The following is a 22,887-nucleotide window of genomic DNA, read 5'->3' as shown; positions in this document are numbered from 1 at the left end:
GGAACGGCGCATGCGGGGGGCGGATACGGGCGGTCGGGCGTGGGCATGCCCGAGGGCTGCGGAACCGGATGGCGGTGGGGGACGGGGCCCGGGGGCGTCTCGCCCCCGGGCCCGGCGGGAGGGTCAGGCGGACTTGGGTACGTCGATCCTGTCGATGTCGGGGGAGTAGTCCCAGCCGCTGTCGAAGGTGATGGTGTTGGAGCCTGCCTTCAGCGCCAACTGGACGCTGACGGTGTCGACCGTGCCCCAGTCGCCCGTGGAGGGGAACTTCAGGCTGGTGCCATGGCCGCTGTTGGAGTAGACGGTGACCGAGCGGGGGTCACCGCTGACGTAGGCGACGTTGACGGTGTAGATGCCGTCCTTCTTCACCGTGATGTCGTTGAACTGCAGCTTGCTGTCGAGATAGAGGTTGCCGATCTTCTTGCCGCCGGAGCAGGAGTCGCATCCGGCGACGGAGGCGTTGCCGGTGAGGGTGTTGTTCGCGGACTCGGCCTCGTAGCGGGTGGTCGCCAGCGGGGTGCCGGCGGGCTTGACGGTGAACAGCCGTGAGCCGTGCGCGGGCAGGGTCGCGGTGATCTTGTTCTTGTACGTGCCGAGGTTCTGGTGGTTCCACAGGTCGCGCACGGAGGCCGCGCCGGCGAAGCCGAAGGACGCCCAGTCGGCGGTGACGGAGGCCGACCCGCCGCCGAGGTTGAACAGGGCGACGGTGTACGTGCCGTTGGCGTTCTTGGTTGCCCAGACCTGCTGGTCGCCCAGCGGCGTGACGGGGCGCGCGACGGGCGAGTCGTTCTGGTCGACGGCGATGACTTCCTGGTTGCTGAGCAGGGAGAGGCCGTAGCTGTCCAGTTTGGTGAGGTCGTCACCGGTGAACAGGGGCGACTTGTTGATGGCCCACAGGGTCATGTAGCTCTGCCGCTCGGCGTTGGTGAGACCGTCCATCGCGCCGTTGCCGACGTCGATCGCGTCGAGGTCGTTCCAGCCGCCCGAACCTGCCTTGTGGCTCCACGCGGGCGCGTCGTTCCACCGGTCGTTGACCGAGTTCTCCCAGGTCACCAGGGTGTTGCAGTAGCACTCCACATCGGTGTCGATGCGCCAGCCGTTGGAGTACTTCTTCCAGTCGGCGGCGTGGCCGATGTCGAGCGACCAGGACAGCTCCAGATGGATCGGGCGCCCGGTGTCGGCGATGGCCTGGTGCCAGGCGGCCACGTCCGCGACGTTGTTGTAGTTGTCACCGGACTTGAACGAGCCGGGGCCCACGCCATCCAGCTTGAGGAAGTCGTAGCCCCAGTCCGCGAGCATCTGTGCCTGCGAGTCGATGTACTTCTGCGCGCACGGGTTGTCGAAGTTCAGCTTGTAGGCGCTGTCCCAGCCGTTGGTGGTGCGCAGATCCGGGTAGACGATGTCCGCCGTGGTGCAGCCCTGGGCGTTCCATATCGGCACCTTGCCGTCGCCGTACGCACCCTTCTCCAGGCCGACGGGCAGATAGATGCCGGCCTTGAGACCCTTGGAGTGGATGTGGTCGGCGACCGACTTCATGCCGTGGGGGAACCGGACCGGGTCGGGTGTCTGCCGGCCGTACTGGTCGAACTCGGACGTCCAGTTCCTGTCCATCCACCAGCCGGCGTCGATGTTGACATGGTCGTAGCCGTACTTCTTCAGCGTGGCGGCCAGGGCGTCCGTCTGCTTCAGGACGTTCGCCTCGGTGAGGTAGCTGTAGTTGCCGTCCGGGTTCAGGCCCGGGTACTGCGAGGACTGCATACTCCAGCTCGACCAGCCCATGTACGGCTTGGCGGCCAGGCCGGAGGCGGCGTCGTCGGTGGTCGCGGCCGAGGTGGCGGCCGCGCCGGCGGAGCCGGAAGCGGCGGCCTGGGTGGCGACGGCCGGGACCACCGTGGCGAGTCCGGCCGTGACGGCCAGGACCAGCGTCGCTCTGAGGGTGCGGCGCGGGAAGCCGGGCAGGGCTCCGCGCAGGACTCGGTACGGGGATGACCGCATGGGTCGCCTCCTGAGGTGAGGTGAGGGGGAACGTGCGGCGGCACCCGGTGGGGGACGGGCGTGGTGCTGGTCGGACGGGAGGAGCCTGTTAACAGGTCCGAAGCCGGGCCGAAGATGTCCGTCGGTCGGTCGGAGAGACGTCGGTCCGGCGGCTCAGCCCTTGCCCGAGCCGATGGGGAGCCCGCTGATGAACCGGCGCTGCTCGGTGAAGCGCATCAGGAGCATGGGGATCGCGGTCAGGGAAATTCCTGCCGGGATGAGGTCGGATGGTGGGGGCTGCGGCTCTGCAGCGTCATCGCTACTCCTTCTCGTTCTCACATGCCCGATCCCATGAAGGACTGGATGGCGGTGGCGGCGGCCCCGCGTGCCCACTCCTCGAAGGGCAGGGGCCGTGTCACCAGGTCGCACTGTGCAGCGGTGCCGAAGGCGGACGCGGCGAACGCGTCCCGGATGCCCTCGGCGACCAGGTCGTAGGCGGCCAGGCCCTCGCCGGAGATGACCACCCGCTCGGGACCGAGGATGTTCACCAGGAAGCCGATGGCCTTGCCGATGGCTTCGCCGGCGCGTGCGTAGACCTCTCTGACACCGGGGTCTTCGCCGTGGGCCAGCTCCAGCGCCTCGGCCGCATCGATCACCTGCTTGCCCGTGGCCTCGCGCACCGCGCGGAGTATCGCCGGATCCGCCGCGATCGCCTCCACACAGCCGCGGTTGCCGCAGTGGCAGAGCGGCCCGAGCGGGTCGAGTGACAGATGCCCGATCTCGCCGGCCACGCCGTGCGCGCCCGACACCACCTGCCCATGCACCACCAGGCCACACCCGATGCCGGCGCCCACGGTCACCAGGGCGAAGTCCGAGAGACCGACTCCGGCGCCGAACCAGTGCTCGGCGACCGTGAGCGCCCGCACGTCGTTGTCGACCGTGACCGGCAGCCCGGTCGCGGTCCCGGCGATCTCGGCCAGTGGTACGTCCCGCCACTCCAGGAAGGGCGAGTAGCGGACCACACCGTCCGCGCGGTCCACGTCCCCCGAGATCGCGATGCCCAGGCCCCGCACCTGCACACCGAATCCGTCGGCCTCCGTGAGCAACTCCTGTACCAGTGCGGTGATGACGGGGAGCACCGCCTCCGGCTCGCGTCCCGTGAGCCGTACGTGCCGGGACAGCCGGATACGGCAACACAGGTCGGCCAGTACGGCGATGACCTCGTCGCCCGTCACCTTGACCCCGATGAACAGCGCCCTGCCTCCGTCCACCCACACCAGGTTGGCCGGACGTCCGACGGCGGGCCGCGCCCCTTCGTCCACACCCTCGACCAGATAGCCGAGCTCCATCAGCGGACGGACCGCCTTGGTGACGGCGGCCGGAGAGAGCTGGGTCCGCCGCCCCACCTCGGCACGAGTGAGCGGGCCGTGGGAGAGCAGCGTGGTGAAGACGAGGGAAGCGGCCGGCGTCATGTCCGGGGCCGCTTGGTGGGAGGGGGCCGAGCGCATGGCCGGAAACTTAGAGAGGTTCTTTTTTGCTGTCAATGAATAAAGCAGACTCCTTTGTTTCGCGGTGGATTGGGCGCGATGAACCTGGAAAGTGTAGGCAAAAGAGTGAGGTTGGGCGCGTGATGAAAGCCGTGGATGGCCGACGTCTGTGGATGGCGGTAGCGGCCGAGCACGCCGTCAGTGCCGCACGGAGTCCTTGTTGAGGTCGAAGGTCGCGACCTTGGCCTTGCTGCCCGCGTCGGACACCGACTGCACGGCGGTCAGCGCGAAGGACGCGCCGAGGGCCACTTCAGCGTGCTCCGCCTGGGCACCCTGGAGCTGTCCACCTCCCGCACCGAGGTCAGCCTGGAGGAACTGACCAACCACATGGCCGGCGGCGCCGAACTCGCCACTCTCAAGCACGAACTGGCCCAGGAGCGCGGCGTCGACACCGACGAACCGCCCGAAGAGGAAGACCTCACCGCACCCGTGGCAACACCAGCCGACGCGGCTCCCTGACGACGGCGACCACACCCGGATGCGTAACAGCGCCGCACCTCAACAGGCGTGTGGGGGTCCGGCCTTGGGCAAGGTTCCCCCACACGCGTGAGTGTGATCAGCGCGGAAGTCGGTCGGACCATGACGAGCGGTCGCCGGCTCCTGCTGTGCGGAGTTTCTTCCCGCGAGACCGTCAGGACTCGGCCGGGGCTTCGGGCGGCTGCGGCAGCAGTGATTGCAGGGCCAGCCGGGTCAGTTCCGCCTCCACGGTGTCGCGGTCCGGGACGACGGCCGAGCGGAAGGAGCGGCCGGCCAGGAGTGAGACGAGCCACCAGGCGGCGGTGTGGGGCTCGATGTCGGCGCGGACGTCACCGGCGGCCTGGCCGCGGCGGAGCAGGTCGGCGAGCGCGTCGGCGAGGTGCTGGTGGACCTGGCGGAGGGCCTCGCCGAGGTCCGGGTCGTGGGCCAGGGCGGTGGCGTCGGCGAAGAGGAAGCCGTGGGAGCCGGGCCGGTGGAAGCGGTCCATATGGGCGGGGTCCAGGAACGCCGCGAGCACCTCGGGGACCGGCCGGCCCGCGTCGGCCGCCTGGTGCAGGAGTGCGGAGACCGCGCCGGTGGCATGGTCGAGGACCGCCCGGTACAGCGCGGACTTGGAGCCGAAGTTCTGGAACACGACGGGTTCGGTGACGCCGACCCGCCGGGCGATGTCGGAGACCTTGCCGCGCTGGTAGCCGGCCTCGGAGAAGACCTGGGTGGCCGCGGCGAGGATCGAGGCACGGCGCTCTGTCGCGCTCAGACGGGTACGCGTGCGGGATCGAGGCTCGGTCACACGATCATCGTATGCCCCCTTGCCGATTTTCTTAGTCGGAACTAAGTTGGAATCGAGCTTAGTCGTGACTAAGTTATGGAGGAAGGTCATGCCTCTCGGACGCCTCATGCAGGGCAAGCCGCACGCGGACACGCCCGGCGTGACCATCGCGACCCCGCGGGCGTACGAACTCTTCGGCGCCCTCTGTTTCGCCGGGCGCCGAGGCCGCGTCTTCGCCCGCCTCGCGGAGCTGAGCGGCGCCGTACCGGGCGACCGCGTCCTGGACGTGGGATGCGGTACCGGCTACCTGACCCGGCACATGGCCGCCCGGATCGGCCCGAAGGGCGCTGTGACCGGCGTGGATCCCTCCCCGCCGGTCCTCGACTACGCCCGCGGCAGGAACCGGCGCCCGGGCAGTGCCCCCTGTGACTACCGTGAGGGCGTCGCCGAGGCCCTCGACCTTCCGGACGCCTCCTTCGACACCGTCGTCACGAGTTTGATGCTGCACCATCTGCCGGAGGAGCTGCGGCCCATGGCGCTGCGCGAGATGTATCGCGTCCTGCGGCCCGGCGGCCGGCTACTGGTCGCGGAGTTCCGGCCGCCGAAGAGCAGGATCGGCCGGCACCTGGTGCACAGCGGGGCCGGCGATGCCATGGCGCACCACCGGGTCGACCTGCTGGACGCCCTCGTCACGGATGCGGGCTTCGAGTTGACCGGGCGCGGCGACCTGCGGCCATGGCTGTCCTATGTGCAGGCACAACGGACGCGGTAGCGGCGGGGCACCGATCCGGCCTGCGGGATCGCTCCCCGGGCGTTTCGGCGCTGAAGTGGACGGCGTCCCCGTCCGGTTGAGTGTTCTTCAGGCGGACAGACCGCTGTGGGAAGCAGACGGGGAGAGCGGGTCGTAGACACACGTGCCGCGACTCGAAGGGGAGGCCCGAACCGCCCTCAGCAGGACACGTTCGGCAGCTGTTGCTCCGTCCAGATGGTCTTGCCGGTGGCGGTGTACCGCGTGCCCCAGCGCTGGGCGACCTGCGCGACCAGGAAGAGACCTCGCCCTCCCTCGTCCGTGGTGCGGGCACGGCGCAGATGGGGGGAGGTGTTGCTGGCGTCCGACACCTCGCAGATGAGGGTCTTCTCGCGGATGAGACGCAGGTTGATCGGTCCGTAGGCATGCGTGATGGCGTTGGTGATCAGCTCGCTCACGATCAGCTCGGTGGTGAAGGCGAGGTCCTCCAGACCCCACGCGGCCAGGCAGCGGGCGGTGTTCTCGCGCGTCTCGTGCACCGCCCGGGGATCGGCGGGCACGTCCCAGGAGGCCACCTGGTCGGGGGCGAGGGCGCGAGTGCGGGCGATGAGGAAGGCGACGTCGTCGTGCGGACGGTCCGGCAGAAGAATGCGGACCATCGTGTCGCAGATCTCCTCCAGCGGCCGGTCGGGGTGGGCCAGGGCGAAGCAGAGTCGCTCGAAGCCGACGTCGACGTCGCGGTCGGAGGCCTCGATCAGGCCGTCGGTGTACAGGGCGACGACGCTGCCCTCCTCCAGCTCGATCTCGGCCGACTCGAAGGGCAGACCGCCCAGTCCCAGCGGGGGGCCGGCGGGGATGTCGGGCAGTTCGACCGGTTCGCTGAGATGGGCGATGGCAGGGGTGGGGTGTCCGGCGCGCGCCACGTTGAGTTTCCGTGAGATCGGGTCGTAGACCGCGTAGACGCCGGTCGCGCCGATCACCACCGGCCCGTGCTCGGACGCCTCCGCCTCGTCGGCCAGGCGCAGGACGAGATCGTCGACATGGGCGAGGAGCTCGTCGGGGGGCAGATCCATGTCGGCCAGTGTCTGTACCGCCGCACGCAGCCGGCCCATGCTGGCCGCGGCGTGGATGCCATGGCCCACCACGTCCCCCACGACGAGGGCGATGCGGGCGCCGGAGAGCGGGATGACGTCGAACCAGTCGCCGCCCACGCCGGCCTCGGCGTCGGCAGGCAGATAGCGGTAGGCGACCTCGACGGCGCAGTGATCGGGCAGGACCGGGGGCAGCAGACTGGTCTGGAGGGCGAGGGCCGCGTTGTGTTCCCGGACGAACCGCCGGGCGTTGTCCACGCACACCGCGGCCCGCGCCACCAGCTCCTCCACGAGCAGCAGGTCGTCCTCGTCGAACGGGCTCGGGTTCTCCCAGCGCAGCAGCGTGACCACTCCCATGGTCACGCCCCGCGCCCGGAGCGGCACCACGAGGTGGGTGTGCACACCGAGACTGACGACCTTGGCCCGGCGCTGCGGGTCGTCGGCCAGCCACCACGTCGTCGGGTCCAGCACCGGATCGAGGATCGGCCGGCTCGTGGTGAGACAACGTCGTTGCGGGGACTGCGGCGGGTACCCGGTGGGCTCCCCGATGGGAATGATCGCCTCCGGCGCCTCCTCGTGGATCGACACGTGCACCGCCCGCTGGAGCGTGCCGCCGGTGACCGGCCCCGGGCTGAGGTCCCTGGCCGCGAGGACGCCCTGGAAGAGGTCGATCGCCACGAAGTCGGCGAGCTGCGGCACGAGGACCTCGGCCAGTTCCTGCACCGTGCGGTCGAGGTCCAGGGTGGTGCCGATGCGCTGGGCCGCCTCGTTGACCAGGGCGAGCCGCTCGCGTGCGCGGTCCTCGGCAGTGAAGTCGACGGCGGTGTGACACACCCCGAGCGTCTTGCCGTCGGCGTCCCGCAGCGGGAACGACGAGCGGAGCCTGAGCCGGCCGTGCGAGTTCCGGCGTGACATGCCGTGCCGGGGCGCCACGTGCTCCACCGCCGGCGTGACCCGGCCCGATGTCAGCGCCTGGCGCGCTTGCCAGTCCACGGCCGAGGGCACCTGTTCCAGACCGGCGGGCGCGGCCGTGCGCGAAGCCGTGAGGTCGGCCGGCAGGCCTTCCATGGCGGCCAGCGCATGGTTCACCCATTGGCAGCGCAGCTCACTGTCGAGGACGGCGATGCCGATCGGTGACTCCTCCAGGAGACCGCGCACCACGGCCTGATCGAGCTCCCACCGGCGCGAGTCGGTGACCTCACAGGCCACGGCGAGCCAGACGGAATCCTGCTCCGCATCCAGCGGACACACCCGCAGGGCCAGCTCGACCGGGTGGCCCGCCCGGTGACGCGCGGTGATCAGCCCCTCCCAGCCCTCCCCGACCTGCTGCGCCGCGGCGAGCAAGGAGGCCGGTGAGGGGTCGCTGGCGAGGAGGGACGCCGCGGGCCGCCCCAGCACGCTGGGCCCCGGATACCCGAGGAGGTCTTCCGCCCTGCGGCTCCAGTAACGGATCAGGCCGTGTACGTCCACGAGGGCGACGGCGGCAGACGTGATGCCGAACGGGTCGCCCCCGGGCTTGCCGGCCAGATCCCTGAGATCCATCGTGTCGGACGCATCCGCAAAGGGGTTGCTGAGACTACGGTCTCACATGGACCCGGGTGTGTCTTCGGGCGGACCGCCGCGGCATATGCACAGGCCGCATACGATCACGCAGCCGCGCCCCGCCGCAGCAGGTCTCCGTGAGGGTGCCGGTGGACCTGCCCTGGCAGGGCCGGAGGTGGGCTTGCGCCCTGTCCTGCGCCGTGCCGGGGCGGCTCCGCGCGCGTTACTGTCGCGGGCGCTCGAAGGTCAGCAGCAGTCCTTCCACGGCTCCGGGCCCTATGCGGCCCTTGACGTCGGCGGAGGTGATGGCCTTCAGGCCCCAGCCGTCCTCGGCGTGCTTGTTCAGGACCTTCTCCAGTTTGTCGCTGTCCAACGCGTCGCCGATCAGCGACTCCCGGAAGGTGACGACCTTGTACTCGTACGCGTAGCCACTGCTCATGGTGCGGACTCCTCCTGACTGCCGGGGCGGGTGGTGGCGCGAAGGCCGGGGCAAGCTAATCATCATCGGGCCTCGCGACAAAGGACGTAGCGTGGTCGGCGGCAGAAGCGGAGGCCCGTGACGGACCGCTCGGCGGCGACCCCTTGGCGGCGTGATGTGCTGGAGTGCGACGGCGGACCTCGTGGCAGGCAGCGGTGTCGCGGCGGCCGGGGTGGCTTGTGTGGCGCTCGTGCGCAGGGGCCGGGAACTCCCGCTTGCCGCACTGCCGTTGCTGCTGGGGGCCCACCAGATCGTCGAGTCGGTGGTGTGGCACTCGGGCGGGGGCGGCGGACCCGCGACCGTCGCGTGGGCCGTCATCGCCCTGCCGCTGCTGGCGGTGTGGGTTCCGGCGGGAGTGATGTGCGTGGCCCCGCCCCACGCCCGGTTCCGGCTGGTCTTCCCGCTCGCCGCAGGAGCGGTGACTGCCGCGTCGCTCGCGCACGGCCTCGCCACCGCACCGGTGACGGCCGAGATCCGCGGCCACACCGTCGGGTACGTCCTGCATGTCTCCCCCGTACCGCAGCTCGTCATGGGCTACTTGCTGGCCACGGTGGGCTCTCTGCTGCTGTCCGGCGACCGGCGGCTCCTTGTGCTGGGCCTGCTGGTCGCCGTCGGCGCGACGGCCTGCTGGGCGCTCTGGCGGCTTGAGTTCGTATCCACCTGGTGCGCTGTCGCCGCGCTGTGCTCGGTGGTGCTGTTCGGCTGGATGCGCGCACGCCGGACGACCGCATAGCGCATGTGCACCGTTGCGTAGCCGTGCCGGCGGCGCTCGGCGCGGATGGTGATCGGCCCGTTCGGGTTCTCCTCCGTACGTCTCTTTCTGTGTACGCCGCGAGTCGTAACAAGACCGGCCCGTAGAGGGATTCGCGCGCCTGCGTCGACACGAAATGGTCGTTCCGTCCTGGAAGTTGACCGAAAGGAACGGCCATCGTGCGGATCGGACGCATGGCGCCCTTGCTCGCCGTGGGGGTCACGGCAACGCTGGTCCCCGCCCTCGCCCCGGCGCAGGCATCAGCGGCGGAACCGCTGAAGAGATTCGCCGGCCAGAAGCCCGCCTGGCACAGATGCGACGCGTCGCGGCCCGCCGCGTTCCAGTGCGCGACGATCGACGTCCCGCTCGACTACAGCCGGCCCGACGCCAAGACCATCAAGCTGGCCATCTCCCGCATCAAGACCAGTGCCCCCGCCAAGCGGCACGGCGTGATCCTCTTCAACCCCGGCGGACCGGGCGGCGAAGGCCTGGACATGCCGGTCATGATGAAGGACGCGATGCCCGAGAACATACGCGAGCAGTACGACCTCATCGGGTTCGACCCGCGCGGCGTGGGGCAGAGCAGCCCGCTCAGCTGCGGACTCACCGCCAGGGAGCAGAACTTCGAACACCCCTACAGGCCGGAGACGTTCAGCCATGACGTCAAGTGGGCCCGGACCGTCGCCGACAAGTGCCGCGCCAGGAACGGCGACAGGCTCCCCCACTTCACCACCCGCAACACCGCCCGCGACATGGACGTCATCCGCGCCGTTCTGGGCGAGCGGAAGATCTCCTACCTGGGCTACTCCTACGGCACGTACCTCGGCGCCGTCTTCGCGCAGATGTTCCCCCAGCGGACCGATCGCATCGTGCTGGACAGCGCGGTCGACCCCGAACGGGTCTGGCGCGGCATGATCCAGGTCTGGGCGGAGGGCTCCGAGCCGGCGTTCGTCCGCTGGACGAAGTGGACCGCGCAGCGCGACCGCACCTACCGACTCGGCAACACCCCTGCCAAGGTGAGGAAGACGTTCTGGGACCTGATCGCCCGAGCCGACCGCACCCCCATCGACGACGGTACCGAAAAGCTCACCGGGGACGACATCCGTGCCGCCCTGCGCGCCGAGTTCTTCAGGCCCAAGGCGGCGGCCGAGGCAGTCGTCAGCCTCGAGAAGGCCGCCGACGGCCATGCGTCCTCCGGCCGCTCCCTCATGCCGGACGACCAGCAGGGACCGCGCCGAGCGGGATCTCCCGCCGCACAAGCGCCGGACGACAACGGCTCCGCCGTCTTCTGGACCGTGGTCTGTGGCGACACCGCGGCCTGGCCACGCGACCCCGAGCAGTACCGGCGTGACGCGATCCGGGACAAGGCCAAGTACCCCCTCTACGGGGACTTCGGCTCCAACATCACACCCTGCGCGTTCTGGGACAAGCCGGCCGAGCCCGTCACCGCGGTGGACAACAACGTCGGCGTGCTCACCGTCCAGAACCAGTGGGACTCCCAGACGCCCCTGGTCAGCGGCCTCGGCATGCACCACACCCTGAAGGGCTCGCGCATGGTGTACGTCAAGGGCGGCGAGGGTCACGGCATCTACTCCGCAGACCCGCGCTCCTGCGCCGACCGCACCATCAACGCCTACCTGGGCAACGGAAAGCTTCCGGCACACGACGTCACCTGCAAGCCGTCCGGCCGCCGGACCTCCGGCGCGAACCCGAGCATCACCCCGACCCCGCAGCACACACCGCAACCGCCGCGCTTCTGACCCGGTTCCTTGAGCCGGCCCGGTGACCGGCCTTGCACGGTCTGCGAAAAACAGGCCGAAGAGGCCGGTCCCCGGCGTGTCGGCTAGAACAGGAGGACCGTCGCCGGCGCCCGAGAGAGCCCGGGCCCGCGCGGGCCGTTGGAGGACGGCCACGGCGTCCTTGATGCGCCCGAGTTCCATGAGGTGTACGGCCAGGACTCTTCGGTTGGCCGGTACAGCCGGGGCCGGGAGCGCGACGGCCTCCTCCAGACGGCCGGCGCCGGCGAGGAGTTCCGGGAGATTCGGGGCCCCGTACCAGCTGCCCGCCGCCGGCGGACGGGCCTCCCGCTCACCCGGCTCGGGCGCCCAACTGCCCTCGACATAGCGGCCGACGCGCCTGATACCGGCGAAGGAGTCCTCGTCCCAGCAGCCCGAGGCGCCGACGAGACCCTGCAGCGTGGCGCATGCGGCGAATCCGCTCCACGTGCGGGGACCCGGCGTACGGCCGTGTCGATCTCGTTCATGCATCCGGTCATGACGGACGGCACTGACAACGGCTCGCGCCGGCCTGCGCCCCACTGCCTACGACCCGTTCGCCTCCGCCGCCGGGTCCCGTTCGTACGCCACCACCCGGACCGCTGTCACCGGTGCGAGAGAGCACTCATCCGTACGAGTTGGGCGTGGCGCAGCCAGTCGCGGAAGCCGGCCACCGCGGTCGTCGCCCGGTCGCGGTGGCGTCCAGTTCGGGCCTGAGTCGATCCGGTCCGGCGGCCACGGACGTGGCGAACCAGCTCGCCCCGCCGACGTCCTGGCCGGTCCAGGCGGCGAGCCGGCCGATGACCGCCCGGAACTGGCGTGGCGCGCACTGCGGTCCGGGGGCGGTGCCCTCGGTCAGGGGACCCGGAAGCCGTCCAGCGCGCGATTCGTGGCCGGGCCGTCCTCATGTACCGGGTTCTCCTCGGGCTCTCGGGCAGCACCCTGACCGGCCATGGGCGAGCCCGAAAGCTCGGCGAGAGGGTGTCATCCCGTGGTCACGGCGGCCCGTTCCGTGCCGTCCTCCGCCGCCGGCGCGCTCTCCTCCACCGTACGTCCGCGCAGTGCCGTCACCACCAGCAGGGCCGAGAACAGGGCGGCCGAGCCGCAGACCACGAAGCCGATGCCGTAACCGTGGCCGAGGGCGTCCAGTGCGTATGTGCGGGCGGCGCCCGGTGGGGAGGTGGCGGGGACGGAGTTGAGGGCGAGGGGGCCGCCCTCCTGCAGCACCTCGTGCGCCGCGGCCTTCGACTCGGTGTTCAGGGACGACGATGTGGCCAGCGAGGAGGTCACCCGGGAAGCCGCCTGGCTCAGCGCGACCGCGCCGATGACCGCGGGACCGAGGGTGAAGCCGAAGTCGCGCAGCAGGTTGGTCGCCGCGCTCGCCATGCCGGCCAGCGGCAGCGGCACCGTGTTGACGGCGGTCGCGGTGATGGACGACACCGTGAAGGCGAAGCCGATGCCGACCAGTCCGAGCGGCAGGATCAGCGAGGCCAGGTTCCGGTCGTCGACGTCGAGCCCGGCGGCAAGGAAGTCGCCCGCGGCGATCAGCGCCAGCCCGGTGGTGAGCAGCGCCCGGGCGGGCAGTCGGTGCAGCAGCCGGGAGGTCAGCGGGGTGAGGACCGGGGTGATTCCGTTGAGCAGCAGGAACGCGAAGGCGGTGCGCATCGGGCTCTGGTGCTGGATGGGGCCGAGCCGGATGCTCGCCGCGTACGCCGTGCCGAGGAAGCTGAACATGCCCACGACCGCGACGACCGACGCGATCGCGAAGGAACGGTTGCGGAACAGGTCCAGGCGCAGAAGTGGGGAGCGGGCCCTGCTCTCGGCGGCCACGAACAGGCCCACGAACACCGCGGCGATCACGAACGCCACGACCACCGGAGTCGACCCCCAGCCGTCCGTCGGCCCCTGGATGACGGCGTACAGCAGGGCGAACAGACCGACGCCGATGGTGATCTGGCCGCCGACGTCGAGTGAACGGCCTTCCGGTGACCGGGAGTTGGTGGCGAGCCACAGACCTACCAGCGCGCTCGCCGCGGCCAGCACGGCCACCACCACGAACGCCGAGCGCCACGAGCCGTAGGTGCCGGTGATCCCGCCGAGCAGCGGGGCGAGGAAGCCGCCCGCGGACAGGCTGGAGGCCCATACGGCGATGGCGCGGGCGCGCTGCGGGCCGGTGTGTGTGCCGGCCGCGATCATGGCGAGCGAGGTGGGGAAGAGCGCGGCGGCGCCGAGACCGGCCAGCGCCTGCCCCACCCACAGCTGATGGATTCCGGCGGCGCTCGCGGCGACGACCTCGCCCGCGCACAGCAGCGCGGCGCCGCCGACGAGGAGCTGTTTGCGGCCGAAGAGGTCGCCGAGAACGCCGAAGGAGAGTTCGAGCACGGCGACGGGCAGCAGGAACGCGTCGGAGATCCAGGTGAGTTGGGAGCCGACGGGGTGGAGGTGTTCCTGGAACAGGCCGTTGAGGGTGGCCGGTATGGCGAGGCCGACCTGGGCGAGGCAGACGGCGAGACAGCCGGCGACGAGTGTGCCGAGGGGGAGGGATGTGCGCGGGGTGGCGGATGTGTCGGACATGAGCGGGTCCCGATCTCAAGGGTGGGTGGGGTGCGCCGGGCGGTCGCGGCCGACCGTCAGGTGTGCCGGGTGGTAGGGGACGTACGCCGCCCCGTCCAGACCGAGCGCGGTGGCGGACCGCTGGAGCGCCGCCGGGGTCGCGGCGTCGTCCCAGTGGCCGGACGAGACGCGGTGTTCGAGCGCGTGCAGGGCGGACACGGTCTCGGCGGTGGTGAACGCGCAGTGGCCCTGCCGCTCGACGTAGGCCTGCCGCAGCAGCGCTCCGTCCCCGGCCGTGCGCACCCGGTCGCCGAACTGCCGCTCCTGTTCGACCGGGACCAGGTTGTCGGCGATCGTGTGCACGTCCAGCAGCGGTACGCCGAGGCCCTGACCGGCGGAGGAGGTGCGCTGCGCGGTACGGACCGCGGCGGGGTCGGCGGTGATCGCGGCGCCCCGGGTCAGGAATGTCAGGTCGGCGCCCAGGTCGAGTCCGGCCGCCCGGTACAGGGCGCGGACCTGCGGTGCGTGGACGGAATCGGCGAGCAGCCGGGCGTAATCGACGCCCAGGTTCCAGGAGTTGTTGCCGCCGGCGGACTGCTCGACGGAGTACCGGCCGCCCTCGACGAACGACAGGATGCCCTGTGCGAACCACGCGTACTGCTGCTCCTCCTGGCCCGCCCAGTCCGTCGGTGCCGGCTGGTCCTGTCCGGGCGCCCAGGCGGGCAGGTTGAGGAAGGCCGCGGCCAGTGCGATCCGGGCGCGGCCCTGCGGAGTGGTCTGTGCGGCGGTGACGGCGTCGGTGAGCTTCTTGGCGGTGGCGGCAGCTGTGTCGGCGGAGCCGAAGCGGACCAGGTCGACGTCCTGCCCGGGCAGGAGCAGCCGGGCGATGGTGTACTCGGCGTCGAGCTGGTAGTTGTCCAGGTCGGTGCCGCCCGCGACCAGGCCGCACAGGCCGAGCGCGCCGTCGACGCGGCCGGCGCCGTCGCGGGCGATCTGCGCGTTGACGAGCCCGCCCATGGACTGGCCGACGGCGAGGGTGCGCCGCGGGGTGCCGATCTTGCCGGTGACGGCGTCGAGCATGGCGAACTGGTCGCGTTCGGCGCTGTTCAGGGCCCACATCGAGCCATGGGGGTCGTACGACGACCCGGCCATCGCATAGCCCTCGGCGAGCAATTGGGTGCGTACGGCGTCGGAGGGCGCGTCATTGGCGACGGTGGGGCCGAAGCCGTGGCTGAACAGCAGCAGGGTGCCGTTCCAGTGGGCGGGGACGTCCGCGATCCAGGTCGCGCCGTCGGAGAGGGTGCCGGTGAGGCGGCCGGTGGTCGGTGTGTCCGCCCGGGCGGCGGGCGCGGGGACGGCCGTGAGGGTCGCGGACGCCAGCGTGGCCAGGACGGCCAGGGCGATGCGCAGACGGGTGCGGGGAGTTCGGGGGCGGGTGCTGGCAGGCATGGAGGTGGCTCCTTGTGGGCGGCTGCGGAGCGGAGACCCTGGGAGATCGGCAGATGCTCAGTGCACTGAACGAAGGTGTGGAGGAATGTAGGGCTGATTTCTTGCGGCGGTCAAGACATTGCACAACATCGGTGGCGGAGAGCGCGCGAGGTGGGGCAGGTGCGTACGGCGCTACGCCGCCGGAATCGTCTCGATCAGCCGGCGCGCCGCGTCCCGGGCGGGCGCTTCCAGCAGGGAGTGGACCGCGCGGAACGTCTTCTCCGCCGCCGCGGCCGGCCAGTCCGCCGGCAGATGCCGTACGGGCAACCGGGGGTCGCCGCGGATCACTTGGAGCCACTCGGCGGTCAGCCGGAGGCGCAGCGCGAGCGCGTCCTCGGCGGTCAGGTCCGCGCCACCCGACGCGTACGGCCGCCAGGACTCCTCGAACCGCCGGTAGTGTGCGGCCAGTTCGCCCAGGTCCCAGGTGTCGTCGATCATCTCGGCGATGTCCATGCCGGCGTCCGCATGTGCCCGGAAGACCTTCACATGCGCTTCCAGGCCCAACTCGGCGACGATCCCGGAGACGTCGACCTCGCCGGGTGCGATCCACAGCCCGCTGAACAGCGCGCCGAAGCCCGCCCAGGTCAACTGGGAGCGCAGATCGTGCCGTTGACGCTGCCATGATTCCGGGAGCGAGAAGCCGAGGAGGGTCCAGGTGCCGTCCCAGTCCCGGTTGACCGCGCCGGTCTTCCAGATGCGCCGCTCGCCGTCGCGCAGGATCGCCTCCGAGCGGCCGGTGAGTCCGACATAGGTCCGCCGGCCCTCGCGCCGGCGGGTCAGCAGACCGCGGCCGACCATGCGGGTGAGGGTGGACCGGGTGGCCTGCTCTCCGACGCCGGCGCGCCGGAACACCTCGATGACGCTCCCCGTGTACACGCACACCCCGCGGCCCAGCACCTCGTCACCGAGGAAGCTGAGCAGGAGGGACTGAGGGCGGGGGACGGGACCGGTCACGCGGACACCTTACGAGCCCGCGTTCCTCATGACACATGCGGCGATCGGCCGGCGGTCATGGCCGGACGCACGACGGCCGGAGCGTCAGGCGAGCCTGTTCTCCGCGACACGCAGCAGGAGGACGTGCAGCGTCTCCCGTTCGGCGGGCGCGAGCGGGGCGAGCAGTTCGTCGGTCACCCGCTGACCCGCATGGTCCGTGTCCCGGAGGAACGCGCGGCCCTCCTCGGTGAGGGCGACGATTCGGCTCCGGCGGTCCTCCGGGGCGGGGCGGCGCTCGGCGAAGCCCAGCTTCTCCAGGTCGTCGACCAGGCCGACGATCGCGCTCGGGTCGTAGCCGAGCCGGGCGCTCAGCTCACGCTGCAGCGCGCCCTCGCAGGTGGCGAGGAGGCGCAGCACGGCGTAGTGCCGCAGCCGTAGCCCCGACTCCTGCAGGAACGTGTTGAACAACTGACCGGAGCGCAGGCCCAGGCGGTACAGCAGGTAGCCCGTGTCCGCGTGCAGCGCCCGCATCCACGGCTCGTCGGCGTCGATGGGGGACGGGTTGTCGATGTGCTGGCGGGCGATGGCGGGCTCCCTGGTCTCGGTCCCGGGATCGCCGAGTTTCGGCGCCCCGGGCGGTGGTTTCGCGTGCGGATTCCAGCATGACGCACTGGAAGGTCACCAACAACTATTGACGACAACAATTATTGCTCTTAGCTTCGATCTCGAGGGCGAGCCTCCGTGCCCGATCTGCGCAGGCACCACCGCGCCCGACCGGCGCGGGCCACCCGCCCCACGAACACACCCCATGCGAAGGGACCGCTCGTGCCCACCATCGATCTGACCGGCCAGTCCGCCGTCGTCACCGGAAGCGGCCGGGGCCTCGGCCTCGCCTATGCGCACGCCCTGGCCGCCCGCGGCGCGTCCGTGGTCGTCAACGACATCGACGAAGCCGTGGCCGAGCAGGCCGTCGAGTCCATCACCGAGGCCGGCGGCACCGCCGTCGCCGAGGTGGTCCCGGTCGGCACGACCGAGGCCGCCGACCGGCTGGTGAACCGCGCCGTCGAGGAGTTCGGCCGGCTCGACATCCTGGTCACCAACGCGGGCATCCTGCGCGACAAGGTGCTGTGGAAGATGACCGACGACGACTTCGACGCGGTGGTCACCACCCATCTCAGGGGGACCTTCACCTGCGCCCGCGCTGCCGCCGTCCGCATGCGCGAGCAGGGTGAGGGCGGCACGCTCGTCCTCGTCGGCTCCCCGGCCGGGCAGCGCGGCAACTTCGGCCAGACCAACTACGCCGCCGCCAAGGCCGGAATCGCCGCGATGGCCCGCACCTGGTCCTTGGAACTGGCCCGCGCCAACATCACCGTCAACGCGATCGTGCCGGTCGCCGCGACCGCGATGACCGAGACCATCCCCGCCTTCGCCCCGTACATCGAGGCGATGAGGAACGGTGCACCGCTGCCGGCGTTCCTGCGCAAGGGGGAGGGCTTCGGCACCCCCGAGGACTGCGCGGCCCTCGTCCCCTTCCTGGCCTCCGGGGCAGCCCGTGGCATCACCGGTCAGTGCATCGGCGTCGGCGGCGACAAGGTGGCACTGTGGTCGCACCCACAGGAGATCCGGACCGCCTACGCCGACGGCGGCTGGACCCCCGACTCCCTGGCCGACGCCTGGCCCACCTCGGTCGGCGCCGAGCCGCAGTCCGTGGGCATCCCCGCCCCGAAGATCCCGGAGGCGTGATGGCATCCGCACCGAGGCCGGAAGAACTGGTCGCGATCGACGTCCACACCCACGCGGAGGTGTCCTCCAAGGGCCACTCCTCCCTGGACGACGACCTGCACGACGCCTCCTCCGCCTACTTCAAGGTCGAGGGCAAACGGAAGCCCACCTTGGAGGAGACCGCCGCGTACTACCGTGAGCGGCGGATGGCCGCCGTCATCTTCACGGTGGACGCCGAGTCCGCGACCGGCACCGAACCCGTCCCCAACGAGGAGGTCGCCGCAGCCGCGGCCGCGAACTCCGACGTGCTGATCCCGTTCGCCTCCATCGACCCCTTCCGCGGGAAGGCGGGCGTGCGGCAGGCCCGACGGCTCGTCGAGGAGTACGGGGTGCGGGGCTTCAAGTTCCACCCCAGCATCCAGGGCTTCTTCCCCGACGACCGCTCCGTGGCCTACGGCCTGTACGAGGTGATCGAGGAGACCGGCACCATCGCGCTCTTCCACACCGGCCAGACCGGCATCGGCGCCGGCGTGCCCGGCGGGGGCGGCATCCGCCTGAAGTACTCCAACCCGCTCCATGTGGACGACGTCGCCGCCGACTTCCCCCATCTGAAGATCATCCTGGCGCATCCGTCGTTCCCCTGGCAGGACGAGGCCCTGGCGGTGGCGACCCACAAGCCCGGTGTGCACATCGACCTCTCCGGCTGGTCGCCGAAGTACTTCCCGCCGCAGCTGGTGCAGTACGCCAACACGCTGCTGAAGGACAAGGTGCTGTTCGGCTCCGACTTCCCGGTGCTCACCCCGGACCGATGGCTCGCCGACTTCGCGAAGCTGTCCATCAAGGACGAGGTCAGGCCGAAGATCCTCAAGGAGAACGCGGCCCGGTTGCTCGGGCTGACGAAACCGTAAGGGGTGGCAGATGCGCAACGAGGGACTGGGGTCGTGGCCCGCACGCCGGGCCCGCAAGACCCCGCACCGCACGGCCCTGATCCACGACGAGCGGTCGACCGACTACCGCACCCTGTACACACGGGTCACCCGCCTCGCCCACGCCCTGCGCGCCCGTGGCGTCAGGCGCGGCGACCGCATCGCCCACCTCGGCCCCAACCACCCGGCCTACCTGGAGACCCTGTTCGCAGCCGGCACGCTCGGCGCGGTCTTCGCCCCCCTCAACACCCGCCTCGCCGGCCCCGAGATCGCCTACCAACTCGCCGACTCCGGCGCCAGGGTCCTCGTCCACGGCCCCGCACACGCCGGACTCGTCGCGGAACTCCCGGGCGAGACGGACGTACGGACCTGCATCGAGATCGGCGACGCATACGAACAGGTCCTGGCAGCCGCGTCGGACGAGCCGATCGACGAACCGGTCACACCCGACGACACCTGCATCATCATGTACACCTCGGGGACGACCGGCCGCCCCAAGGGCGCGATGCTCACCCACGGCAACCTCACCTGGAACGCCGTCAACGTCCTGGTCGACCACGACCTGATCGCCGACGAACGCGCCCTGGTCTCCGCACCGCTGTTCCACACCGCGGGCCTCAACATGCTGACGCTGCCGGTGCTGCTCAAGGGCGGCACCTGCGTCCTGGTCGAGACCTTCGACCCGGAGACCACCCTCCACCTGATCGAACGGCACCGGATCACCTTCATGTTCGGGGTGCCGACGATGTTCGACCACGTCGCCCGGCACCCCCGCTGGGCGGACGCCGACCTGTCGTCCCTCCGCATGCTGACCTGCGGCGGATCACCGGTGCCGACCCCGCTCATCGCCGCCTACCAGCAGCGCGGGCTCACCTTCCTCCAGGGCTACGGCATGACGGAGGCCGCGCCCGGCACCCTCTTCCTGGACGCGGAGCACGCGGTCGAGAAGGCGGGCTCGGCGGGCGTACCGCACTTCTTCAGCGACGTACGGGTCGTACGACCCGACCTCACCCCGGTCGGCGTCGGCGAGACCGGCGAGGTCGTGGTGCGCGGACCACATGTCATGCCCGGCTACTGGGGACTGCCGGAGGAGACCGAGGCCGCCTTCGCGGACGGCTGGTTCCGCAGCGGGGACGCGGCCCGGGTCGACGAAGACGGTTACGTGCACATCGTCGACCGGATCAAGGACATGATCATCTCCGGCGGAGAGAACGTATACCCCGCCGAGGTCGAGGACCTCCTGCTCGCCCACCCCGGCATCGCCGAGTGCGCGGTGATCGGGGTCCCCGACGACAAGTGGGGCGAGGTGCCCCGCGCGGTCGTCGTCCCCGCCCCGGGAGCCGACCTCGACCCGGACGAGGTGCTGGCCTCACTGACCGGACGGCTCGCCAAGTACAAGATCCCCAAGTCGGTGGTGGTCACGGACGAACTCCCGCGCACCGCCTCCGGAAAGCTCCTCAAGTCCCGGGTGCGTCACCGCTACGGCACCCCAACACCCTGAGCAAGGAAGCCGACTCATGAGCATCACCGTCAACGGCCTGGACGAACTGAAGAAGCTCGCCGGCAGTGACCTCGGCACCAGCGAGTGGATCGAGGTCAGGCAGGAGCGCATCGACACCTTCGCCGACGCCACCGGCGACCACCAGTGGATCCACACCGACCCGGAGCGGGCGGCCCAGGGCCCCTTCGGCGCGCCGATCGCGCACGGCTACCTCACCTTGTCCCTCTTCATTCCCCTCTTCACCGAACTGCTGGATGTGCAGGGCGTGACCACGAAGGTCAACTACGGCCTGAACAAGGTGCGTTTCCCCGCGCCGGTGAAGGCCGGATCCCACATCCGGCTCGCCGCCCGCCTCAGCTCGGTCGACGACGTGCCCGGCGGCGTCCAGATCACCGTCGACGGCACGATCGAGGTGGAGGACGGCACCAAGCCCGCCGCGGTTCTCCAGAGCCTGTCCCGGTTCTACGCCTGACCTACGTCGCTCGGACCAGCGCGGCGGGGCTGGTGCGACGAGCCGTGCGAAAGCCGATGGACAGGGCGTGCACCGCCGCATAGCTCGACCGCGTCGGTGAACGAGCGGGTGAGCGGGGTGCGTTGGATGAGGGTCCGGGTGGATGCGGCGGACTTCCGCGAGCCGCGAGCGAATGACCCGACCTCTTCCGATCGAAGGAACCCCCGAAGTGGATCTTCCACGTAGCTTCACCGTCCGCGAGAGCAGCCACCGCATCCACAACCCCTTCAACGGCGAGAAGCTGGCCGTCCTCGGCCGGGCGCCCGGGCCGGCGCCCGGGGCACGCGTGCTCGATCTGGCCTGCGGTTCGGGCGAGATGCTGTGCACCTGGTCCCGCGACCACGAGATCACCGGGACCGGGGTGGACATCAGCACGGTGTTCACCGCCCGCGCTCGCGTCCGGGCCTTGGAACTGGGTGTCGCCGACCGGATCACGTTCATCCACGGCGACGCCTCAGGTCACGTCGCCGAGGACCCCGTCGACATCGCGGGCCGCGTCGGCACCACCTGGATCGGCGGCGGTGTCCCCGGCACGGTCCGCCGGCTGCAGAGCAGCCTCCGCCCGGGCGGGACGATCCTGATCGGTAAGCCGTTCTGGCGGCGCGAGCCCCCGAGCCAGGAGTCCGTCGAAGCCTGCCATGCCGGCAGTCGTGACGACTTCCTCCCGCTGGCCGGGCTGATCGAGCGGTTCGGCACGCTCGGCTACGACGTGGTCGAGATGGTGCTCGCGGACCAGGACAGCTGGGACCGCTACCGCGCCGCCCAGTGGCTCAACATCCGCCGCTGGCTCGACAGCAACCCCGACGAACTCGCCCCCGCATTCCGGGAGGAGCTCAGCACCGACCCCGTCCGCTACGCCCGCTACGAACGCGAATACCTGGGCTGGGGCGTCTTCGCGCTCATGCGCCGCTGACCGAGGCTGGGGGCGCATGGACACGCCACCCTCCGCCGGGTTGCAGCCGGGCACCCGGACAGCCGTCGTCGCGGCGCAGCAGTCGATCGCTGCCTCGGCGGACTCGTGTGGCGGACAGGGCACCCCGAACTCGACGGCAATGCGGAAAGGGCCGACCGGCGCTTGGGGCGCTCGGCGGGCCTTCAGGCGGCCGGTGGGGGCTCTTCGCCGAAAACCCAGGGTGCCAGCACGACCTGCCAGCCGTCCGGGTCCTCGAAGAGCGCCGCGCCGTGTTCCGGCCAGTACGGGTTCGCCGAAGGGACCGGGCCGTGGCCGTGCTCGGCGAGGCGTCGGACGGCGGCGGTCACGGCTTCGGGGCCACGGAGGTAGAGCACCAGCTGATTCTCCGGGTGCGGCTCGGGGATGCGCGGTGGGTCGCCGTGCTGCAGAAGCTCCATGTGCACCGGTGTGCCTGGCAGGCCGAAGACGACGCCGTCGTAACCCTGGTGGCCGCGCCATTGGGCGAGTACCGGCAAGCCGAGGACATCACGGTAGAAGACGAGAACGTCGTCGTACTTCGCGGTCGGCCGGGCGAACCGGACCGCTCCCACGTCTAGGTGGCTGGGCCAGGAGTGAGACATGAGTCGATCCTGACACGCTTCCGCCTCGGGCGAATCAGGCTGTGGGCCTACGACCGGAGACCTGTGCCGTGATGCGAGGCCGGATCGGCGTGGAGCGCGGAGCCCCCGTAGAGTTGCCTTGACACCAGTTGTCATGACAACAAGCGGTCCCTGCGCGACGAGACGACCCGGGCCTTCGCCGTGGACCTGTAGGCGCAGCCGCACACCTGGGTGGCCGACGCGGTGCGGCGCGGCATCGCATCCGGCGAGTTCACGCCGGTCGACGTGGACGACCTGAGCACGCTCATCCTGTCCCTGAGCGACGGCTACGGCATCCGGTTGATGCTCCGCGACCCGACGGTCACCCTGGACAAGGCCCTCACAGCCATCTGGCGCCAGGTCTCGGCCGCGCTGGGCCTGCCGGACGAGGTGCCGGCGGAGTGATGCCGAGGGCTTCCCTCGAAGTGGAAACATGACAGGAGGGGGCCGCCCAAGGCAGGCTCACCAGTTGGATTAGCGAAGCGTAGTGAACCTGTGGCAGAGTGCTACGCGCACGCCCGGCGCCCAGGCGACGTCGGGCACCCTCCTC

General features: G+C 70.7%; 19 protein-coding genes and 2 pseudogenes. 10 read left to right on the top strand and 11 right to left on the bottom strand.

Annotated elements, in window-relative coordinates; genetic code table 11:
• Positions 1-123 precede the first annotated feature (123 nt).
• The 3 genes and pseudogenes from AB0M27_RS37580 to AB0M27_RS37570 form a co-directional block, all read right to left on the bottom strand.
• Positions 124-1,995, bottom strand: a complete 1,872-nt coding sequence (locus AB0M27_RS37580) for a CBM35 domain-containing protein (protein WP_365728937.1) — start codon at positions 1,993-1,995, stop codon at positions 124-126.
• A gap of 314 nt (positions 1,996-2,309) precedes the next feature.
• On the bottom strand, positions 2,310-3,482 hold the full coding sequence (locus tag AB0M27_RS37575; protein WP_365728935.1) for an ROK family transcriptional regulator: 1,173 nt from the start codon (positions 3,480-3,482) through the stop codon (positions 2,310-2,312).
• Positions 3,483-3,668: 186 nt separating this feature from the next.
• A pseudogene (locus AB0M27_RS37570) lies at positions 3,669-3,770 on the bottom strand (sugar ABC transporter substrate-binding protein); the annotation flags it as partial.
• Between AB0M27_RS37570 and AB0M27_RS37565 the strand changes: the two are divergent.
• Positions 3,768-3,980: pseudogene (locus AB0M27_RS37565) on the top strand (sugar ABC transporter ATP-binding protein); the annotation flags it as partial. The pseudogenes AB0M27_RS37570 and AB0M27_RS37565 sit on opposite strands and share 3 nt — an antisense overlap.
• 172 nt (positions 3,981-4,152) lie before the next feature.
• Here AB0M27_RS37565 and AB0M27_RS37560 read toward each other — a convergent pair.
• Positions 4,153-4,788: a TetR/AcrR family transcriptional regulator gene (locus AB0M27_RS37560; protein WP_365728932.1), complete on the bottom strand. Its 636-nt coding sequence runs from the start codon at positions 4,786-4,788 to the stop codon at positions 4,153-4,155.
• A gap of 88 nt (positions 4,789-4,876) precedes the next feature.
• Here AB0M27_RS37560 and AB0M27_RS37555 point away from each other — a divergent pair, with 88 nt between their 5' ends.
• Positions 4,877-5,539, top strand: coding sequence for a methyltransferase domain-containing protein (locus AB0M27_RS37555; RefSeq protein WP_365728930.1), 663 nt, complete (start codon positions 4,877-4,879; stop codon positions 5,537-5,539).
• Positions 5,540-5,715: 176 nt separating this feature from the next.
• Here the strand turns inward: AB0M27_RS37555 and AB0M27_RS37550 are convergent, their stop codons facing one another.
• Positions 5,716-8,148, bottom strand: coding sequence for a SpoIIE family protein phosphatase (locus AB0M27_RS37550; RefSeq protein ID WP_365728928.1), 2,433 nt, complete (start codon positions 8,146-8,148; stop codon positions 5,716-5,718).
• 223 nt (positions 8,149-8,371) lie between these two features.
• Positions 8,372-8,587: a DUF4177 domain-containing protein gene (locus AB0M27_RS37545; RefSeq protein ID WP_055703870.1), complete on the bottom strand. Its 216-nt coding sequence runs from the start codon at positions 8,585-8,587 to the stop codon at positions 8,372-8,374.
• A 154-nt stretch (positions 8,588-8,741) separates the two neighbouring features.
• Here AB0M27_RS37545 and AB0M27_RS37540 point away from each other — a divergent pair, with 154 nt between their 5' ends.
• Both AB0M27_RS37540 and AB0M27_RS37535 read left to right on the top strand, forming a co-directional pair.
• Positions 8,742-9,359 carry a DUF6629 family protein gene (locus tag AB0M27_RS37540; RefSeq protein WP_365728926.1) on the top strand — a complete coding sequence of 206 codons (618 nt, stop codon included), beginning with the start codon at positions 8,742-8,744 and terminating at the stop codon, positions 9,357-9,359.
• A gap of 197 nt (positions 9,360-9,556) precedes the next feature.
• Positions 9,557-11,137 (top strand): alpha/beta hydrolase, encoded by a 1,581-nt coding sequence (locus tag AB0M27_RS37535; RefSeq protein ID WP_365728923.1) that lies wholly within the window; start codon positions 9,557-9,559, stop codon positions 11,135-11,137.
• Positions 11,138-12,136: 999 nt separating this feature from the next.
• Here AB0M27_RS37535 and AB0M27_RS37530 read toward each other — a convergent pair.
• The 4 genes from AB0M27_RS37530 to AB0M27_RS37515 all read right to left on the bottom strand — a co-directional run bounded on the left by AB0M27_RS37530 (position 12,137) and on the right by AB0M27_RS37515 (position 16,657).
• Entirely contained in the window at positions 12,137-13,726 is a 1,590-nt protein-coding gene (locus AB0M27_RS37530; RefSeq protein ID WP_365728921.1) for an MFS transporter, read from the bottom strand.
• Positions 13,727-13,741: 15 nt separating this feature from the next.
• Complete coding sequence (locus AB0M27_RS37525) at positions 13,742-15,154, bottom strand: alpha/beta hydrolase (RefSeq protein WP_365728919.1); 1,413 nt, start codon at positions 15,152-15,154, stop codon at positions 13,742-13,744.
• Between the two features lie 171 nt (positions 15,155-15,325).
• Positions 15,326-16,147, bottom strand: a complete 822-nt coding sequence (locus tag AB0M27_RS37520) for a PaaX family transcriptional regulator C-terminal domain-containing protein (protein ID WP_365728917.1) — start codon at positions 16,145-16,147, stop codon at positions 15,326-15,328.
• Positions 16,148-16,231: 84 nt separating this feature from the next.
• Positions 16,232-16,657 carry a MarR family transcriptional regulator gene (locus AB0M27_RS37515; protein WP_365728915.1) on the bottom strand — a complete coding sequence of 142 codons (426 nt, stop codon included), beginning with the start codon at positions 16,655-16,657 and terminating at the stop codon, positions 16,232-16,234.
• A gap of 294 nt (positions 16,658-16,951) precedes the next feature.
• Here AB0M27_RS37515 and AB0M27_RS37510 point away from each other — a divergent pair, with 294 nt between their 5' ends.
• The 5 genes from AB0M27_RS37510 (at position 16,952) to AB0M27_RS37490 (ending at position 21,699) form a co-directional block, all read left to right on the top strand.
• Positions 16,952-17,869, top strand: a complete 918-nt coding sequence (locus tag AB0M27_RS37510) for an SDR family oxidoreductase (protein WP_365728913.1) — start codon at positions 16,952-16,954, stop codon at positions 17,867-17,869.
• Complete coding sequence (locus AB0M27_RS37505; RefSeq protein ID WP_365728910.1) at positions 17,869-18,756, top strand: amidohydrolase family protein; 888 nt, start codon at positions 17,869-17,871, stop codon at positions 18,754-18,756. The genes AB0M27_RS37510 and AB0M27_RS37505 overlap by 1 nt, the downstream gene beginning before the upstream one ends.
• Before the next feature lie 10 nt (positions 18,757-18,766).
• The gene (gene menE, locus AB0M27_RS37500; RefSeq protein ID WP_365728909.1) at positions 18,767-20,275 is read left to right on the top strand and encodes an o-succinylbenzoate--CoA ligase; all 1,509 of its coding nucleotides are present in this window, start codon (positions 18,767-18,769) and stop codon (positions 20,273-20,275) included.
• A gap of 16 nt (positions 20,276-20,291) precedes the next feature.
• The gene (locus AB0M27_RS37495; RefSeq protein ID WP_365728907.1) at positions 20,292-20,747 is read left to right on the top strand and encodes a MaoC family dehydratase; all 456 of its coding nucleotides are present in this window, start codon (positions 20,292-20,294) and stop codon (positions 20,745-20,747) included.
• Positions 20,748-20,955: 208 nt separating this feature from the next.
• Positions 20,956-21,699, top strand: a complete 744-nt coding sequence (locus AB0M27_RS37490) for a methyltransferase domain-containing protein (RefSeq protein WP_365728905.1) — start codon at positions 20,956-20,958, stop codon at positions 21,697-21,699.
• Positions 21,700-21,881: 182 nt separating this feature from the next.
• On the opposite strand, the gene AB0M27_RS37485 is transcribed toward AB0M27_RS37490, so the two are convergent.
• Positions 21,882-22,319 (bottom strand): VOC family protein, encoded by a 438-nt coding sequence (locus AB0M27_RS37485; RefSeq protein WP_365728903.1) that lies wholly within the window; start codon positions 22,317-22,319, stop codon positions 21,882-21,884.
• 210 nt (positions 22,320-22,529) lie between these two features.
• Between AB0M27_RS37485 and AB0M27_RS37480 the strand changes: the two genes are divergently transcribed.
• A complete protein-coding gene (locus tag AB0M27_RS37480) occupies positions 22,530-22,742 on the top strand; it encodes a TetR family transcriptional regulator C-terminal domain-containing protein (RefSeq protein WP_365728901.1) in 213 nt (70 codons plus the stop codon).
• Positions 22,743-22,887: the final 145 nt, after the last annotated feature.

The organism is Streptomyces sp. NPDC052107, assembly GCF_040680215.1.
Classification (GTDB): domain Bacteria; phylum Actinomycetota; class Actinomycetes; order Streptomycetales; family Streptomycetaceae; genus Streptomyces.
This window is presented reverse-complemented; position numbering and strand designations above follow the sequence as displayed.